Source organism: Amycolatopsis sp. WAC 01375 (assembly GCF_003947325.1).
Lineage (GTDB): Bacteria > Actinomycetota > Actinomycetes > Mycobacteriales > Pseudonocardiaceae > Amycolatopsis.
The window spans coordinates 19,666-37,743 of the sequence record NZ_QHHW01000015.1 but is presented as its reverse complement, the minus strand read 5'-3'; the positions used below and the strand labels follow the sequence as shown (position 1 = coordinate 37,743).

Here is an 18,078-nt window from a genome sequence, read left to right as displayed (position 1 = left end):
GGGATCACCGATGGGAAAGGCACTCGACGGCGTCCGCGTCCTCGACATGACGCATGTCCAATCAGGACCTTCGTCCACGCAGATCCTGGCCTGGCTGGGCGCGGACGTGATCAAACTGGAGACACCCGGCCGCGGCGACATCACCCGCGGCCAGCTCCGGGACCTCCCCGGGGTGGACAGTCTCTACTTCACCATGCTCAACGCCAACAAACGCAGCATCACCCTGAACATGAAGAGCGAGCAGGGCAAACAGGTCTTCGAGCAGCTCGTGTCCAGTGTGGACGTCCTGGTCGAGAACTTCGGACCCGGAGTGGTCGACCGTTTCGGTTATCCCTGGGAACGGCTGGCGGAGCTGAACCCGAAGCTGATCTACGCCTCCATCAAGGGTTTCGGCCCTGGGCGGTACGCGGATTTCAAGGCATACGAGGTCATCGCACAGGCGATGGGCGGTGCGATGAGCACCACCGGTTTCGAGGACGGCCCGCCCACCGCGACCGGCGCGCAGATCGGGGACTCGGGCACCGGGATCCACCTGGTCGCCGCGATCCTGGCCGCGCTGTACCAGCGGACGAACACCGGTCGGGGGCAGCGGGTCCAGGTCGCGATGCAGGACGCCGTGCTGAACCTGTGCCGCGTCAAGCTCCGCGACCAGCAACGCCTGGCGCACGGCTCGCTCGACGAGTACCCGAACGACATCTTCGGCGACGAGGTCCCGCGTTCGGGCAACGCGTCCGGGGGCGGACAACCGGGCTGGGCGGTGAAATGCGCGCCCGGCGGGGCGAACGACTACATCTACGTGATCATCCAGCCGGTCGGCTGGGCGCCGATCACCCGGCTGATCGGGAAGCCCGAACTCGCCGAGGACCCGGACTGGTCCACTCCGGAAGCCAGGCTGTCCAAATTGGACAAGGCCTTCGGGATGATCGAGGAGTGGACCGAGAAGCACACCAAATGGGAGGTGATGGAGGCGCTCAACGCCCACAACATCCCCTGCGGTCCGATCCTGTCCACCAGGGAGCTCGCGGAGGACGCCACACTGGCCGAGCTGGGCTCCGTCGTCGAAGTCGAGCATCCCGAACGAGGTGCCTTCAAAACCGTGGGCTGTCCGCTGAAGCTGTCGGATTCGCCGGTCGAGGTCGAACGCTCGCCCCTGCTCGGTGAGCACAACGCCGAGGTCTTCGGCGAACTCGGCTACGGCGAGGACGACCTGGACCGGCTGCGCGCGGCCGGCGTGATCTGAGGGAGAACTTCATGGCAGACAAAGAGATCGTCGAGAAGATCCTCGAGAAGGTCGCCGCCGAGGGACGGGCTTCGCTCACCGCGCCGGAAGGGCGCCAGGTGTGCGAGGCGTACGGGATCCCCACCCCGGAGGAACGGCTGGCGGCCACCGCCGAGGAAGCCGTCGCGCAGGCGCAGGAGATCGGCCTCCCGGTGGTGCTGAAGATCGTTTCGCCGGACATCCTGCACAAGACCGAGGCCGGCGGCGTACTGGTCGGCCTGACGACCGCGGACGCGGTGGCGGACGGCTTCCGGTCCATCGTCGCCAACGCCAAGGCGTACGACGCCGACGCCGAGATCACCGGTGTCCAGGTGCAGCAGATGCTCAGCCGCGGCCAAGAGGTGATCATCGGCGCCACCACGGACGCCACGTTCGGCAAGATCGTCGCGTTCGGACTCGGCGGCGTGCTGGTCGAGGTGCTCAAGGACGTCACGTTCCGGCTCGCCCCGCTCGACCGTGACCAGGCGTTCTCGATGATCGACGGCATCGCGGCCGCCGAGATCCTGCGCGGGGTCCGCGGTGCGGAGCCGGTGAGCAGGGACGCGCTGGCCGACGTGCTCACCCGCGTCGGCACGCTGGTCACCGATTTTCCGCAACTGGCCGAGGTCGACCTCAACCCGGTGCTGGCCACTCCTGGTGACGCCATCGCCGTCGACGTCCGGATCCTGGTGGATCCCGAAGCGGCGCGCGAGCCAGTGCGGTTCAGCCAGGAGGAGATCCTGGCGTCGATGACCCGGATCATGAAACCGGCTTCGATCGCCGTCATCGGCGCGTCGGCCGAGGCGGGCAAGATCGGCAACTCGGTGATGAAGAACCTCGTCAACGGCGGATTCGCGGGGGAGATCCATCCCATCAACCCCAAGGCCGCCGAGATTCTCGACCGCAAGGCCTATGCGAGCATCTCCGACGTGCCGGGCGACGTCGACGTCGCGGTGTTCGCCATTCCCGCCAAGTTCGTGCCCGCCGCGCTGGAGGAAGTGGGCCGGAAAGGCGTGGCCGGGGCGATCCTGATCCCGTCCGGCTTCGGCGAGACGGGGAACATCGAACTGCAGGACCAGGTCGTCGCGATCGCGCGGAAACACGGCGTCCGGATCCTCGGCCCCAACATCTACGGCTACTACTACACGCCGGAGAATCTGTCGGCGACGTTCTGTACGCCGTACGACGTCAAGGGCGGGGTCGCGCTTTCGTCGCAGAGCGGCGGCATCGGGATGGCCATCCTCGGGTTCAGCCGGTCGGCGAAAATGGGTGTCTCCTCGATCGTCGGGGTCGGCAACAAGGCCGATATCGACGAGGACGATCTGCTCACTTTCTTCGAACAAGATGAAAACACCGAGCTCATCGCGATGCATCTCGAGGATCTCAAAGACGGACGATCGTTCGCGGAAACGGCGAAACGGGTTTCGGCGCGGAAACCGGTCGTCGTGCTCAAAGCGGGCCGCACCTCCCAAGGCGCGAAAGCGGCGAGCTCGCACACCGGCGCACTCGCCGGCGACGACAAGGTCTACGACGACATCCTCCGCCAGAGCGGGGTCATCCGGGCGCCCGGGCTGAACGATCTGCTCGAGTACGCGCGCGGCATCCCGTTGCTCCCGACGCCCAAGGGCGAGAACGTCGTCATCATCACCGGCGCGGGTGGTTCCGGTGTCCTGCTTTCCGACGCCTGCGTGGACAACGGGCTGAACCTGATGGAGATCCCGCCCGATCTCGACGCGTCGTTCCGGGAATTCATCCCGCCGTTCGGCGCGGCGGGCAATCCGGTGGACATAACCGGCGGCGAACCACCTGCCACCTACCGGAACACGATCGCGCTCGGTTTGGCGGACGAGCGAATCCATGCCTTGATTCTCGGCTATTGGCATACTATCGTCACCCCGCCGATGATCTTCGCGGAACTCGTTTCGGAAGTCGTATCCGAATATCGCGCGAAAGGGATCCACAAGCCCGTCGTCGCCTCGCTGGCAGGCGATGTCGAGGTCGAAGAGGCCAGCAGTTTTCTGTACGAGCACGGTGTCGTGGCCTATCCGTACACGACGGAGAAACCGGTGGCTGTGCTCGGCGCTAAGTATCGCTGGGCCCGCTCAGCGGGACTGCTCGGCTGATTTCCGGCCCAAAACCGACCCAAGGAGAATGACAATGACGTCATCGACCGCGGCTCAACCCCCCGGAGCGTACAAGGAAGTAGTCGATTCGAACGGCCGGATCTATCGCATCGGCGAAACCGATCGAGACATCATGGGCCGTCCACGATGGACGATGGTGATCCTGCCCTGGGTCGCCATGATGGCCATCAGTTCCTCGGAATACGCGTTCACCTCAGCGGAGGAAACGCTGGCGGGCGCGCACGGCTGGCACGGGGCGACCATCTTCTGGTTGCTCGGGGTCTGGGTGTTCTTCCAGGCGATCGTCGCCTTCCCCGCCGGGAAGATGCGGGAGAACGGGACGCTGTCCGCCAAAGCGGCGATGCTGCTGGGCGCGACGGGCACCCTCTTGTCCTATCTGGCCCTCGCCTACGCGCCCAGCGAGATCTGGGCGTACCTGGGCTTCGGGTTCTTCGGCGGTGGCGGGGCCGGTCTGGTCTACGCGACCTGCGTGAACATGGTGGGGAAGTGGTATCCGGAGCGCAGGGGCGGGAAGACCGGGTTCGTCAACGGCGGCTTCGCCTACGGTTCGGTGCCCTTCATCTTCATCTTCACGTCCTATATGGACCTTTCCAACTTTTCGGGCGTCCTGCTCGTGGTCGGCCTCTTCCTGGCGGCGGTCGTCGCGGTCAGCGGTTTCTTCTTCCAGGACCCGCCGAAGAACTGGTGGCCGTCGCAGGTGGACCCGTTGAAGGTGTCCGACGATCCGCGGATCCGCCGTTCCCTGCGGAAGAACCCTCCGGCGGTCCGGCAGTACACGCCGAAGGAGGCGCTCAGGACCGGGATGCTGCCGCTGATGTGGTTCTGCCTGCTGTGCACGGCCGGGGTGAACATCTTCGGTATCGCGATGCAGGTGCCGTTCGGCAACGAGATGGGGTTCGCGGGCGGGATCGTCGCGCTGGCGATGAGCCTGAAGGCGATCATCAACGGCACCGGCCGCGGCGTGATCGGCTGGATCTCCGACCGCTACGGGCGACGGCAGACGTTGTTCATGGTCTGCGTGGTGCTCGGCCTCGCGCAGTTCGCGGTGTACCTGTCCGGCTCGATCGGCAGCATGCCGCTGTTCCTGCTCGCCTCGATGATCTCCGGTTTCGGCGGCGGCGCGATCTTCCCGCTGTTCGCGGCGATGACGGCTGACTTCTACGGCGAGAACAACAACGCCAGCAACTACGGCCTGGTGTACAGCTCGAAGCTGATCTCGGGCCTGGTCGGCTCCGGCGTCGGGGCGATGGTCGTGGTCGCTTGGGGTTACGGCGGCGCGTTCTTCCTCGCGGGCGCGACGAGTCTGTTCGCGGCCGCGCTCAGTCTTCTGCTGCGTCAGCCCGGGCGTTCGCGCACGCGTACTCCGCGGCGTGAGCAGGAGCTGAACCCGGTCGTCCGGTGAGTCGTACCCGGCTGGACGACACGTTCATCGAACGGTTCCGGCCTAGTCCTCCTTCGGTCGTTCGTGGAAGGCCTGCCGGGTGCGCTCGGTGTGCTGGTTCATGATCTTTTCGGCGGCGACGGCGTCACCGGCGGCGATGGCCTTGATCAGTTCCTCGTGTTCCTGCCAGGCGTCGTGGCTGCGAGGACGGGCGATCGGCGTGTAGTACCAGCGGACCCGGCGATCGACCATGCCGATCATCTCGGCAAGGACGGTGTTGCCGGACAGTTCGGTGATGAACGCGTGGAGCGCGGCGTTGGCCGCGACGAGGCCTTCGGTGTCGTCTGCGGCCAACGCCTCCAGCCCGGTCTTCTGCAGTTCCCACAAGCGCTCGACGTCCTCGTCGCCTGCCCTGTCGGCGGCGAGACGGGCGGAGTGTGCCTCCAGCACGGTGCGCACGCTGAGCAGTTGATCGGCTTCCTCGTCGGTGGGCATGTGCACGAAGGCGCCCTGTGCGGGACGGAGGTCTACCCAGCCTTCGCTCTGCAGACGCTGCAATGCCTCACGGACCGGCTGCCTGCTGACGCCCAGGTACTCGGCGAGGTCCGCCTCGACCAGGTGCTGGCCGGGTTCGAGGGTCCGGTTGATGATCAGCTCCGCGAGCGCGTCGTAGACGACCTGACGCAGGGGAGCCGGCCGCTCGACGCGTTTGGCCGTCGCCGGGTTGAGCGTGCCCTTCGTCCGGCGGCCGGTGGGGCCGCGGTCGGGAAGGGGTGAAACGGGCTGACTCACAGGGCCTCCGGATGACTCGTCTGGTCCAGGATACAGGTTTTGGTATGCAAAATCCCGACAATCTCCCCTTGATCACGCATTTCGTCCTCTAAGTGCGGTCGTCGCAAGGCGCGATTGGCGTGTCCACGCGAGTTGCGGCTGGGTGCACGCGTAGCCGGGCGCATTTGAAGGACGAAATGCAGGAGGCCTTGGCGCGGAGACCATCTACAGGATACTGTATGCAATCTGGTCTTCGGGTGAGCAGGAGGCACGTCATGAAGGTCGCTGTTCTGGGCGCGGGGGCCATCGGCGCGTACGCCGGGGCCGCGCTGCACCGAGGCGGGGCGGAGGTCCACCTCATCGCGAGACGGGCGCACGGCGACGCGATGCGCGCGCACGGCGTGCGGGTGCTCAGCCCGCGCGGGAACTTCACCGCCCGGCCCCACGTCACCGACGATCCGGCGCAAGTCGGTCCCGTCGACTTCGTCTTCCTCGGCCTGAAGGCGAATTCGTACGCTTCCTGCGGACCGCTGATCGCGCCGTTGCTCGGCGAGGACACCGCGATCGTGGCCGCGCAGAACGGGATCCCGTGGTGGTACTTCCACGGTCTCACCGGACATCGGCTGGAGGACCGTCGTATCGAGACGGTCGATCCCGGTGGCGCGGTGAGCGAGGTCCTCGAACTGCGCCGCGCGATCGGCTGCGTCGTCTACTGCTCGACGGTGATCGAAGAGCCCGGCGTGATCCGGCATCTCGAAGGGACCCGCTTCGCTTTGGGCGAGCCGAAAGGCGGCGTTTCGTCCCGGTGCGCGGCGCTCGCCGACGCGATGATCGCGGGCGGGCTGAAGGCGCCGGTCGAACTCGACCTGCGCGACGAGATCTGGGTCAAGCTCATGGGCAACGTCGCCTTCAACCCGCTCAGCGCGCTGACCAGGGCGACCATGGTCCAGATCTGCGAGCATCCGGATGCCCGCGAGCTCGTCGCCGCGATGATGAACGAGACCCTCGCGATCGCCCGTGCCGCCGGCAGCGACCCGAAGGTGTCGGTCGAGAAACGCATCGACGGTGCCTGGCGCGTCGGCCACCACAAGACGTCGATGCTGCAGGACCTCGAAGCGGGCAAGCCGCTGGAGATCGACGCGATCATCGGCGCCGTCGTCGAGCTCTCGGAGCTGACGGGCGTGCCCGCCCCGGCGCTGCGGCACGTCCACGCCGCGATCGGGCTGCTCGACCAGACCGCGAACGCCGTTCCCGTCGGAGCGCACTGAATCGGAGGGACCCGATGAAGCGCAAGAACACCGAACCATACATCCGCCTCACTCAGCCACTGGTCCGTGACTCGGGTGAGCTGCGCCCGGCGAGCTGGGAGGAGGCGCTGGAGCGCGCGGCCGCCGGGTTCCGGCGCACGCTCGAAACCAAGGGACCCGAGGCCTTCGGCATGTTCTCCTGTGCCAGGGCGACCAACGAGATGAACTACGTGGCGCAGAAGTTCACGCGCTCGGTGATCGGCACGAACAACGTCGACTCGTGCAACCGCACCTGTCACGCGCCGAGCGTCGCCGGGCTGGCGCGGGTGTTCGACAGCGGCGGCGGGACGTCGTCGTACCAGGAGATCGAGGACGCCGACGTCATCGTCGTCTGGGGTGGCAATCCGCGGGAGGCGCACCCGATCTTCTTCCAGCACGTGCTCAAGGCCGTCCATCGCGGCGCCGAACTGTTCGTCATCGACCCACGCCGGACCAGCACCGCGAGCTGGGCGCACCGGCAGCTTCAGCTGCACGTCGGCACGGACATCCCGCTGGCGCACGCGGTCGCCCGCGAGATCATCCACTCCGGACTGGCCAACACCGGCTTCATCGAACGTGCCACCGAGGGGTTCGCCGAGTTCGCGGCCTCGGTCGAGCCTTGGACACTCGAGGTCGCGGAGGAGGTCACCGGTGTCCCGGCCGAGCTGATCCGCGAACTCGCGCACACCTACGCCCGCGCGGATCGAGGTCAGCTGTCGTGGACGCTCGGGATCACCGAGCACCACAACGGCACGGACAACGTGCTGTCCCTGATCAATCTCGCGCTGCTGGCCGGTCACGTCGGCCGGTACGGGGCCGGGTTGAACCCCTTGCGCGGGCAGAACAACGTCCAGGGTGGCGGGGACATGGGCGCGATCCCGGACCGGCTGCCCGGCTTCCAGAACCTCCTCGACGCGGACGTACGGGCGAAGTTCGACGCGGCGTGGGGCTCGGACATCCCACCGCGCAAGGGGCTCAACCTCACGCAGATGCTCGACGCGATGGAGCGCGGCGAGCTGACCTGCGTCTACATCATCGGGGAGAACCCGGTGCAGTCGGAGGCGGACTGCGAGCACACGATCAAGCGTCTGTCCACTGTGGAGTTACTAGTGGTGCAGGACATCTTCCTCACCAAGACCGCTCAGCTGGCCGACGTCGTGCTGCCGGCTTCGGCGGCCTGGTGCGAATCCGACGGCACCTTCACCAACAGTGAACGCCGGGTGCAGCGCGTCCGCAAGGCACTCGAACCGCCGGAGGGCGCTCGCGACGACATCCAGTTGCTGTGCGAACTGGCCCGGCGTCTGGGCCACGACTGGAACTACCAGGGTGGCGAGGACGTCTGGAACGAGCTCCGGACGCTGTCGCCGATGCACGCCGGCATGAGTTACGCGCGGCTGGAGGAGCTCGGCGGAATCCAGTGGCCCTGCTATCGCGAGGACGAACTCGAACCGACCTTCCTGCACGGGCGCCTCTGGGAGGAGGACCCGGCGAAACGCGGCCGTCCGGCGCCGTTCACCGTGATCGCGCACAGCCCGCCGGTGGATCTGCTCACCGAGGACTTCCCGATCCGGCTGACCACCGGCAGGCGGCTGGATTCCTACAACACCGGCGTCCAGTCCGGCGGGTTCCCCTCGCCGCTGCGTCGTGGGGAGACACTCGACCTGTGCTTGGCCGACGCCGTCGAACTCGGCGTCGTCGAGGACGAGGTCGTGCGGATCTCCTCCCGCCGTGGCGAGATCGAGGCGCCGGTCCGGATCGACGAGGGACTGCGTCCGGGGCTGGCGTTCATGACCTTCCACTTCCCGGACGAGATCGACGTCAACGTCATCACCATCGAGGCGACCTGTCCGGTCGCGGGCACGGCCGAGTACAAGGCCGCCGCGATCCGGGTCGAGAAGCTGCCCGCCACCGTGTGAGGAGTCCGGAATGGACCTGCGCTTCCTGAACGCCGAACCGACGGACGCCGAGCGGGTGGCGGTCGACGCGCTCGGAGCCGGAGGCCGCGATCAGCTGCTTCCCGCGTTGCACGCCGTGAACGACCGGATCGGCTGGATCAGCCAGGGAGCGCTGAACCACATTTGCCGTCGGCTGAACGTCCCTCCGGCCGAGGCATACGGTGTCGCCAGCTTCTACGCGCTGTTCTCGCTCAAGGAACGGCCGCCGCGTGTCGTCCACGTGTGCACGGACCTGGCGTGCCGGGTCAACGGCGCGGAAGCGCTGGCCGACGCGCTGACCGGGACCGCAGGCGCCGCGGGGTTCACCTGGCACCGCAGTCCGTGCCTCGGTGTCTGCGAACGCGCCCCCGCGGCGCTGGCCTTCGAGGCGGGCGATTCCGCCGAAGAACGGCTGCTCGCCCCGGCGACCGCGGGTGAGGTCGTTCGCGCCGCGGCCGGTGAGTCCGAAGTGGACGAAGCGCCGGTTTCCGTTCCGCAGCAAGGAGAGCCGGAGCTACGGCTGTTGCGCCGGGTAGGCGTCGTCGATCCGGAGAGCTTGGACGCCTATCGAGCGTCCGGTGGCTACGCGGCGTTGAGGAACGCGCTTCTGCTCGGACCGGCCGGCGTCATCCGCGAAGTGACCGATTCGGGGCTGATGGGCCGTGGCGGGGCGGCGTTCCCGACCGGCCGGAAGTGGGACGCCACGGCGAGGCAACCGGTGCGAACCCGGTACCTCGTCTGCAACGCTGACGAGAGCGAACCGGGCACGTTCAAGGATCGCGTGCTGATCGAGGGGGACCCGTTCGCGCTCGTCGAGGCGATGACGATCGCGGCTTTCGCCATCGGCGCGCAGAAGGGATACGTCTACCTTCGCGGTGAGTACCCGCGCGCGCTGAAGGTGCTGCGCAACGCCATCGATGTCGCCCGCGAACGAGGGTTCCTTGGCGAGGACATCATGGGGCGTCGAGGTTTCTCGTTCGACATCGAGATCAGGCGGGGAGCGGGCGCGTACATCTGCGGTGAGGAAACGGCGATCTTCAACTCGATCGAAGGCTTCCGCGGCGAGCCGAGGACCAAACCGCCGTTCCCGGTGGAGAAGGGTCTGTTCGGCAAGCCGACGGTGGTGAACAACGTCGAGACCCTGGTCAACGTCCCGCTGATCCTCACCGAGGGCGGCGAGGCCTACCGCCGCATCGGGACCGGGCGCTCGTCCGGGCCGAAGCTGTTCTGCCTGTCCGGCAACGTCCGGCGTCCCGGCGTGTACGAGGTGCCGTTCGGAACGACGCTGGCCGAACTGCTCGACCTGGCCGGGGGAGTGCCGGAGGGCCGGGAACTCCGGGCGATCCTGCTGGGCGGCGCGGCGGGTGGTTTCGTGCGCCCGGACGAGACGGGCTTGCCGTTGACCATGGAAGACGCCCGCGCGGCAGGCACCACCCTCGGTTCGGGTGTCGTGCTGATGCTGGACGATCAGGCCGACCTCGGCGGGTTCCTGCTGCGGATCGCGGCGTTCTTCCGGGACGAGTCGTGCGGGCAGTGTGTGCCGTGCCGGATCGGGACCGTGCGGCAGGAAGAGACGCTGCACCGGATCGTCGGCGGTCGCGGCCTGAGTACCGGCGGGGATGATCTCGTGCTCCTGCGCGAAGTCGGCCAGGTGATGCGGGATTCGTCCATCTGCGGACTGGGCCAGACCGCCTGGAACGCCATCGAGTCGGCGATCGACCGGCTGGGCGCGCTGGAGGGGCAGTCATGACCATCGTCGAAATAGGACTTCCGCGACGGCTCGTCGAGTTCACTGTGGACGGTGAGGCCGTCTGTGTTCCCGAAGGATCGACGATTCTTGACGCCTGTGCCGCGGCGGGCAAGAACGTCCCGACGCTCTGTTACGGCGACACCCTCGAACCGGCGAACGCCTGCCGGGTCTGCATGGTGGAGGTCGAGGGTTCGCGCACACTCGTGCCGTCGTGCTCCCGCAAGGCGGAACCGGGCATGGTGGTGCGGACCGAGACCGATCGGACGCGGCTCAGCCGCAAGGTGGTGCTCGAACTCCTCGCTTCGGCGACGGATCTGTCCACCACACCCGACGTCGCGGGCTGGATGGCCGAAAGCGGTGCGGAGCCCGAGCGTTTCGGGCCGCCCGCACCGCCTGCGGACGACCGAGACGAGCGGCGCCCGGGAGAACACGAGATCCCGGACGGGATGACGGCGGCGACGGTGCGCCAACCGATCAAAGTGGACAACGAGCTCTACGTCCGCGACTACGGGAAATGCATTCAGTGCTACAAGTGCGTCGACGCGTGCGGGGAGCAGTGGCAGAACACCTTTGCGATCACCATGGCGGGGAGAGGCTTCGATGCGCGGATCTCGACGGAGTTCGCGAACCCGCTGCCGGACAGTGCGTGTGTCTACTGTGGAAACTGTATCGAGGTCTGCCCGACCGGTGCGCTGAGCTTCAAACGCGAGCACGACAAACGCGAGGACGGCACCTGGGACGAGTCCCGGCAGACCGCGACGACCACCGTCTGCACCTTCTGCGGCGTCGGCTGCAACCTCACCCTGCATGTCCAGGACAACGAGATCGTCAAGGTCACCTCTCCGCACGAGAGTTCGGTGACACACGGCAACCTCTGCATCAAGGGCCGCTTCGGCTGGCAACACGTCCAGAACCGCTGAAGGGTACCTACTGGATTGTGGCCTTCCCCAAGTACATGAAGGCCCCCTTCACTGCGCTAGGCGCAAGGAAGGACCCCTTCACGTACTTCAACCGACCAAGGCGCCAGAAAGCGTTGGTCGGCGTGGTCGTGAGTGTCGTTTCGGGTTCTTGAGGGGTAGGGCAAGCGTGGCGTATGGGTCGCGGCGCTCTCCGGTCCGTGAAGGCCTCCTTGCCTACTCTGAGGGTAGTGAAGGGGCCCTTCAGTGCCCGCCGGTGTGGTCCCTGGTGACAGTGGGACGGCTGTGACGCCAGGCGTCGCGAAGTGGCTTTCGCGACACGCCACCTTTGCCTTACCCCTCGATAGAACCCGAAACGCCACTCACGACCGCCCGCGCCGGATGGCCACTGGAGTCCCCCCCCCCTGTGCTCCCTGCCGCCCGTTGACCGAGGACAGGTCAGCGGGCTATTCTCGATATACGAAAGAAAGTTTCCGCATAGCGAAATTGCAGAGGTTTCGATGGCTGATCTTGCCGGTTCGCGTCATGCGCTGCCGTACGTGCTGAACCTGTCGCTGGTCTTCGCCGAGTTGCCGCTGCTCGACCGTGCGGAGGCGGCGCGCGCGGCGGGCTTCACCGCGGTCGAGTACTGGTGGCCCTTCGAGACGGCGGTGCCGGACGCCGCCGAGGTCGACGCGTTCGTGGCGTCGGTCGAGCGAGCGGGCGTCGTGGTGACCGGGCTGAACTTCTTCCCGGGCGACATGGCGGGCGGTGATCGCGGCCTGGTCACCTGGACCGGGCGCGAAGACGAGTTCGCGCACAGTGTCGCGTCCGCGATCGATCTCGGTGAGCGGCTCGGCTGCCGCCGGTTCAACGCGCTCTACGGCAACCGGATCGACGGCGCGGACCTGGCAGGGCAGGACAAGCTCGGCCTGTCGAATCTGGCGCTCGCGTCGGACGCGGCCGCGCGGATCGACGCGGAAATCGTCCTGGAGCCGTTGTCGGGCGCGGAAAAGTATCCACTGAAGACCGCGGACGACGTGCTGAAGGTGCTCGACGAACTCGGGCGGGACAACGTGAAGCTGCTGGCCGACCTGTACCACCTGGCGGTCAACGGTGACGACCTCGACACGGTCACGACCGTCCACACCGGACGGATCGGCCATGTGCAGATCGCCGATGCCCCAGGGCGGCACCAGCCGGGGACCGGAACGCTGGACATCGAGGGATACCTGGAAAAGCTGCAGACGGCGGGCTACCGCGGGCAGGTCGGCGTGGAGTACAAACCCGACGGGCCGAGCGCGGATTCGCTGTCGTGGCTGCCTTTCGAACGAAGGGGACGGGCATGACCAAGCTGGGATTCATCGGCCTGGGGATCATGGGCGGGCCGATGGCGGGACATCTCGTCGCCGCCGGCCACGAGGTGAGTGGATTCGACACGAACGCCGACGCGCTCGCGAGGCTGGAAGCCGCGGGCGGCCGGGCCGCGAACGGGGTGACGGACGCCGTGTCCGGCGCGGAAGTCGTCATCACCATGCTGCCGAACCATCCGCAGGTCGAGGCTGTCGCGCTGGCGGCGGGAGGGGTGCTGGAATCGGCGAAGCCGGGCACCTTGCTGATCGACATGAGCACGATCCGGCCGGAGACCTCCATCGAGGTGGCCGAGCAGGCGGGCGAACGGGAGATCCGCGTGCTGGACGCACCCGTTTCCGGCGGCCAGGCCGGTGCCGAACAGGCGGCACTGTCCATTATGGTCGGTGGCGACGAAGCGGACTTCGCCGCCGCGCTCCCGATCCTGGAGTCGGTCGGCAAGACGATCGTCCATGTCGGACCGCACGGCGCAGGCCAGGTCGTCAAGGCGGCGAACCAGCTTGTGGTCGGCGGGACGTACGGACTGATCGCCGAAGCCATCGTGCTGCTCGAGGCCTCGGGTGTGGACGCCGGCGTCGGGCTGGACGTCCTCGCGGGCGGCCTGGCGGGCAGCCGGATCCTCGAACTCAAGCGGAAGTCGATGGTGGCGCGGGAATTCGCGCCGGGCTTCCGGATCGACCTGCACCACAAGGACATGGGCATCGCGCTCGCCGCCGCCAGGCAGGCCGAGGTCGCGTTGCCGCTCACCGGGCTGGTCGCCCAGCTCGTCGCCGCCGGACGGGCGATGGGTCACGGCTCGCTCGATCACTCCGCCCTGCTCAAGGTCGTCGAAACGCTGTCCGGCGCGGAAAACAAGGAGTGACGCATGCCAAGAATCCCCGCCATGCAGGCCGTCGTCGACGTCCTGGTCAGTGAAGGCGTCGATACCGCGTTCGGTTGCCCCGGCGCCGCGATCCTCCCGCTGTACCACGCGATGCAGGACAGCGGCATCGAGCATCTGATCGTGCGCCACGAAGAGGGCGCGACCCATATGGCCGACGGCTGGGCGCGGACCACCGGCAACGTCGGCGTCGCGATCGGCACTTCGGGCCCGGCCGGGACGAACATGATCACCGGGCTCTACACCGCGCAGGCCGACTCGATCCCGATCCTGTGCATCACCGGGCAGGCCGACTCGCGGAAGCTGCACACCGAGGCGTTCCAGGCCGTCGATATCGTCGAGATCGCCAAACCGGTGACGAAGTGGGCCGTTCAGGTCAAGGAAGCGGCTCAGCTGCCGTGGGTGTTCCGCGAGGCGTTCCGGATCGCGCGGTCCGGCCGTCCCGGGCCGGTGCTGATCGACCTGCCGATCGACGTCCAGCGGCAGGAGATCGAATGGGACTCGAGCATCGATTCGCCGCTGCCGGTCACAAAGGCGACACCGTCACCGGCCAGGGTCGAGCGAGCGCTGGACCTCCTGCTGGCCGCCGAACGGCCGCTGATCCTCGCGGGCGGCGGCGTGGTGCTCGGCGACGCGAGCGACCGGCTGCGGACCGCGGCCGAACTGCTCGGCGTCCCGGTCGGCGTGACGTTGATGGGCAAGGGGACCTTCCCCGAGGACCACGAACTGTTCGCCGGCATGGCGGGCATCCAGACCTCGCAGCGGTGGGCGAACGCGGCCTTCCTCGAAGCGGACCTGGTGCTGGCGCTGGGAGCGCGGTTCGGCGACCGGCACACCGGTGACCTCGACGTGTACCGGGGCGACCGGAAGTTCATCCACGTCGACATCGAGCCGACGCAGCTGGGCAAGGTGTTCGGGCCGGACCTCGGCATCGTGTCGGATACGGGTGCTTTCCTGGACGCGCTGATCGAGGCGGCGCCGAAACGTGCTCCGGCGCGGGATCGGGCGTGGCCGCGACGGATCGGCGAACTCAAGGAGAGCCTGCCGCGCCGTGAGGACTTCGAGGACACGCCGATCAAGGCGCCCCGGGTGTTCAAGGAGATCAACGAGTTCTACGGCGAGGACGCCTACTTCGTCACCGCGATCGGGCTGTACCAGATCTGGTCCGGTCAGTTCCAGCGCGCGCACAAGCCGCGGCACTACCAGGTGTGCGGCCAGGCCGGTCCGCTCGGCTGGGAGATCCCGGCGGCGATCGGGGTCAAGAAGGCGAAACCGGAGGCGGAGGTCGTCGGCGTCGTCGGGGACTACTCGTTCCAGTTCCTCGTGGAGGAGCTGGCGGTGGCCGCGCAGTACGACGTCGGGTTCGTGCTGATCATGCTGAACAACGAGTATCTCGGGCTCATCCGGCAGGCCGAGACCGGCTACGAGATGAACTTCGAGGTCGACATCCACTACGACAAGATCGGCACGGACAACGTGAAGGTCATGGAGGCCTACGGCTGCTCCGGCACCCGCGTCACCGAGCCGGGCGAGATCCGGACGTCGCTGGAGTGGGCGCGCAAGGAGGCCGAGCGGACGTCGCGGCCGGTGCTGGTGGAGATCATGATCGAACGCGAAGGGAACGCCGCGATGGGCAAGGCGCTCGACAGCGTCGTCGAGTTCGAGCCGATCGCGGGCTGAACGACGGTGTCCCGGCACGCCTGAAGCTGCCGGGACACCGTCTCGCGATCAGGCCTTGCCCTGATCATTGCTCAGCCACTTCTCCGGCCGGACGCGGACCAGCACGGAGTTGTCGCTGAGCGCGCCGTCGACGTACTTCGTGCCCTCTTCGCCGGGCAGGTAGCGCTGCGCGATCTTCAGCGCCTGCTCCCTGGTCGGCGGCGTGTCGTTCGCGATGACCGGACCCTCGGCCGTCACGTACTTGTACGGCAGCGTCTCCGACTGGGCGACCAGGCTGAGCCTGCCCGCCTTCTTGATCGTCTTGTCCTTGACCGAACCGCCGTCCATCCAGATGAGGAGTTCCCCGCCGGGCTCGTAGTCGTACCAGACCGGTACGGCCAGCGGCGCCCGTCCTTCCCGCTCCACGGCCAAGACCCCGATGTGGACCTCGCTCAGGAAGGCTTCCCGTTCCTCGGCGGTCATGACGAAAGACGACATCCGTGTCTCGCTTCTCTCGGTTGATGATCTACGAGAAGCGACAACGCGTGCGGGCGTCAGGACATTCCGGGCACCCCGCCCCCGCAATTCGTCACCTACTTGCGTCCTGGCAAGTAGGTGACGAATTGCGGATGGGTCACGGGGCCGGGGAAGTGGTGGTGCTGGTCGGGCTCGTCTCGCCGGTGTCGCCGGCCGGGGTCGAGGAGGGCGGCGGAGTGGTCGTGGTGCTGGACGGCGGAGGCGTCGAGGACGGGGGCGTCGAAGACGGAGGGGTGCTCGAAGGCGGTGTCGACGAGGGAGGCGTCGACGAAGGCGGCGTGCTGCTCGGCTTCGAGGGCGAACTGCTGCTCGGCGGCGTGGTGCTGCTCGGCGGCTGCGACGTGCCGGGCAGCGGGGCCGGCGGCGTGGTCGTACCGGGCGGGGGAGTGCCGGGCAGGGTCGGCACCGGGACCTGGCCGCCCGGCGTGCCTGCGGCGACGTCCTGGGAATCGGGGGCGCCGACGGGGACCTGGCTGTCCGGCATCGTCGCGACGCCACCGCGGTAGGCCACCGCCCAGCGGATCACGGTGTCCACATAGGACAGTGAATGGTTGTAGCGGTACACGGCCACGCGCTGGGTCTGCTCGGACGTCAGGTCGACGCCGCCGGAGCAGAGGTAGCGGCCCGAGCCCAGCGTCGCGTCGTAGATGTTGTTCGGGTTCGACTCGCCGTCACCGTTGCCGTCGGAGGCGTAGCCCTTCCACGTCGACGGGATGAACTGCGTCGGCCCGACGGCGCGGTCCCATACCGCGTCACCGTCGTACTTGCCACCGTCGGTGTCGGGGATCGCGGCGAAGGGTCCGGCGCCGTTGAGCTGCGGGCCTCGAATGGGTTCGAGGGTGTCGCCCTTGGCGTCGACGTAGCCGCCGCGCGCGTGGTTCGATTCGATGCGGCCGATGCTGGCGATCAGCGCCCAGTCGATGTGGCAGCCGGGCAGTTCCTTCGCGAGGATGTCGGCCGCGTTCTTGTACGCCTTCATCATGCTGGCGGGGATGCCGAGCGCTCCCGACGGCGCGAACGAGCCGCCGACGTTGCCGGTGCCGCCGGGGACGATCAGCGGATCCGGGTTGGGCGGCTCGGGGAGGCTGCCGTCGACGGCGATCTCCGGGACCGTGCCCACCGGCGGCTGCCAGGCCGCGGCCTGGTTCTGCGGTGCCGACGGTTTCGGCGCGGCGATCGGGGTGTCGGGACCGGCCGACGCGGTGACCGCGGGCAGGACGGCGAGTGCGCCACCGGCGAGCGCGAAGGCCGTCCGGTGCCGGGCGGACAACCTGTCCGTCTGTCGAGGGCGGTGCTTCGGCATGTTCTCTCCCGCTAGGTCGACTCCGGGCAAAACTATCCGATACAACCGAATTTCGGGGACGACGCAACGAAAAACCCGCGAACCTGTCGAGTTTTCGTCCGCCCGGCACAAGACCTTCGTAGTGAAGTTGTCAATTTCACGCTGAGTTCACCGAAACGTCAGCAGAATCATCGGTCGCTTCGAGGGCGTGGTCTGAACCGCGTGCAAAGAAGCCTTTGCACAATCTCCTTTGCACGGCTACCTTGGTGTCATGACCGGTCCGCCGCCCCCCGAAGAGATCGCCGACGCCGCCGTGCTGAAGGCGGTGATGCATCCGTTGCGCCGCCGCATCATGGAGGCCTTGGGCCGCGGGCCCGCGACGGCGACGAAGCTGGCCAAGGAACTGGGGGAGAGTTCGGGCGCGACCAGCTATCACCTGCGGGAACTGGCGAAGTACGACTTCGTCGAGGAGGCGCCGGAACTCGCGCACGGCAAGGAGCGCTGGTGGCGTGCCCGGCAACGTGACATCCGCTGGCCCCGGCACAGCGAGCAGAACGACGAGATGCGCGCGGTGTTCGACGAGGCGCAGCGCGCCGCGTTCACCGAGGACCTCGAGCAGATGGCGCGTTTCCTCGATCGTCGCGGTGAGCTGGGCGAATGGGGTGACGCGCTGGTGTTCTCGCGCGGCGCGGTCCACGTGAACCTCGAAGAGCTCAAGCAGTTCTGGGAGGAGTACCTGGACCTGCTGCGCCGCTATTGGCGGCCGGAACCGGGCCCTGGCGCGCGGAAGGTGTTCGTGCGCTGGACGGCGTTCCCGGATCCCGACGGGGAGGTGCAGGAAGGGAAGTGAAAACCGGTGGGAGAGCGGCCACTCGACCACCGGTAACGCGTCACCACGCCGGACGGCGTGTCTTCACGAACGACTCCAC

The 18,078-nt window shown here is 67.6% G+C and carries 14 protein-coding genes; 11 read left to right on the top strand and 3 right to left on the bottom strand.

Annotated features, from left to right (window positions below):
* The first annotated feature begins 10 nt into the window (after positions 1-10).
* From frc to DL991_RS06240, 3 genes are read left to right on the top strand one after another with little or no spacing between them, the layout of a single operon-like run.
* Positions 11-1,240 (top strand): formyl-CoA transferase, encoded by a 1,230-nt coding sequence (gene frc, locus DL991_RS06250; protein ID WP_125781894.1) that lies wholly within the window; start codon positions 11-13, stop codon positions 1,238-1,240.
* 11 nt (positions 1,241-1,251) lie between these two features.
* On the top strand, positions 1,252-3,381 hold the full coding sequence (locus tag DL991_RS06245; RefSeq protein ID WP_125781892.1) for an acetate--CoA ligase family protein: 2,130 nt from the start codon (positions 1,252-1,254) through the stop codon (positions 3,379-3,381).
* A 34-nt stretch (positions 3,382-3,415) separates the two neighbouring features.
* Positions 3,416-4,804 (top strand): OFA family MFS transporter, encoded by a 1,389-nt coding sequence (locus DL991_RS06240; RefSeq protein WP_125781890.1) that lies wholly within the window; start codon positions 3,416-3,418, stop codon positions 4,802-4,804.
* A 42-nt stretch (positions 4,805-4,846) separates the two neighbouring features.
* Here the strand turns inward: DL991_RS06240 and DL991_RS06235 are convergent, their stop codons facing one another.
* Positions 4,847-5,575: a GntR family transcriptional regulator gene (locus tag DL991_RS06235; protein ID WP_125781888.1), complete on the bottom strand. Its 729-nt coding sequence runs from the start codon at positions 5,573-5,575 to the stop codon at positions 4,847-4,849.
* Between the two features lie 254 nt (positions 5,576-5,829).
* On the opposite strand from DL991_RS06235, the gene DL991_RS06230 reads away from it, so the two are divergent.
* The 7 genes from DL991_RS06230 to gcl all read left to right on the top strand — a co-directional run bounded on the left by DL991_RS06230 (position 5,830) and on the right by gcl (position 15,351).
* Positions 5,830-6,822 (top strand): 2-dehydropantoate 2-reductase, encoded by a 993-nt coding sequence (locus DL991_RS06230; RefSeq protein ID WP_125781886.1) that lies wholly within the window; start codon positions 5,830-5,832, stop codon positions 6,820-6,822.
* Positions 6,823-6,836: 14 nt separating this feature from the next.
* On the top strand, positions 6,837-8,756 hold the full coding sequence (locus DL991_RS06225) for a molybdopterin oxidoreductase family protein (RefSeq protein WP_125781884.1): 1,920 nt from the start codon (positions 6,837-6,839) through the stop codon (positions 8,754-8,756).
* A gap of 10 nt (positions 8,757-8,766) precedes the next feature.
* On the top strand, positions 8,767-10,524 hold the full coding sequence (locus DL991_RS06220; protein ID WP_125781882.1) for an NAD(P)H-dependent oxidoreductase subunit E: 1,758 nt from the start codon (positions 8,767-8,769) through the stop codon (positions 10,522-10,524).
* The gene (locus DL991_RS06215; protein ID WP_125781880.1) at positions 10,521-11,444 is read left to right on the top strand and encodes a 2Fe-2S iron-sulfur cluster-binding protein; all 924 of its coding nucleotides are present in this window, start codon (positions 10,521-10,523) and stop codon (positions 11,442-11,444) included. The genes DL991_RS06220 and DL991_RS06215 overlap by 4 nt, the downstream gene beginning before the upstream one ends.
* Positions 11,445-11,941: 497 nt before the next feature.
* The gene (locus DL991_RS06210) at positions 11,942-12,769 is read left to right on the top strand and encodes a hydroxypyruvate isomerase family protein (protein ID WP_125781878.1); all 828 of its coding nucleotides are present in this window, start codon (positions 11,942-11,944) and stop codon (positions 12,767-12,769) included.
* Positions 12,766-13,653, top strand: coding sequence for a 2-hydroxy-3-oxopropionate reductase (locus tag DL991_RS06205; RefSeq protein ID WP_125781876.1), 888 nt, complete (start codon positions 12,766-12,768; stop codon positions 13,651-13,653). Before DL991_RS06210 ends, DL991_RS06205 begins: the two co-directional genes overlap by 4 nt.
* Positions 13,654-13,656: 3 nt before the next feature.
* A complete protein-coding gene (gene gcl, locus DL991_RS06200) occupies positions 13,657-15,351 on the top strand; it encodes a glyoxylate carboligase (RefSeq protein WP_125781874.1) in 1,695 nt (564 codons plus the stop codon).
* 48 nt (positions 15,352-15,399) lie between these two features.
* Here the strand turns inward: gcl and DL991_RS06195 are convergent, their stop codons facing one another.
* Both DL991_RS06195 and DL991_RS06190 read right to left on the bottom strand, forming a co-directional pair.
* The gene (locus tag DL991_RS06195) at positions 15,400-15,828 is read right to left on the bottom strand and encodes a pyridoxamine 5'-phosphate oxidase family protein (RefSeq protein ID WP_125781872.1); all 429 of its coding nucleotides are present in this window, start codon (positions 15,826-15,828) and stop codon (positions 15,400-15,402) included.
* 136 nt (positions 15,829-15,964) lie between these two features.
* Positions 15,965-17,170, bottom strand: a complete 1,206-nt coding sequence (locus DL991_RS06190; RefSeq protein ID WP_125781870.1) for a lytic transglycosylase domain-containing protein — start codon at positions 17,168-17,170, stop codon at positions 15,965-15,967.
* 250 nt (positions 17,171-17,420) lie between these two features.
* Between DL991_RS06190 and DL991_RS06185 the strand changes: the two genes are divergently transcribed.
* Positions 17,421-17,999: a helix-turn-helix transcriptional regulator gene (locus DL991_RS06185; protein WP_125781868.1), complete on the top strand. Its 579-nt coding sequence runs from the start codon at positions 17,421-17,423 to the stop codon at positions 17,997-17,999.
* Positions 18,000-18,078: the final 79 nt, after the last annotated feature.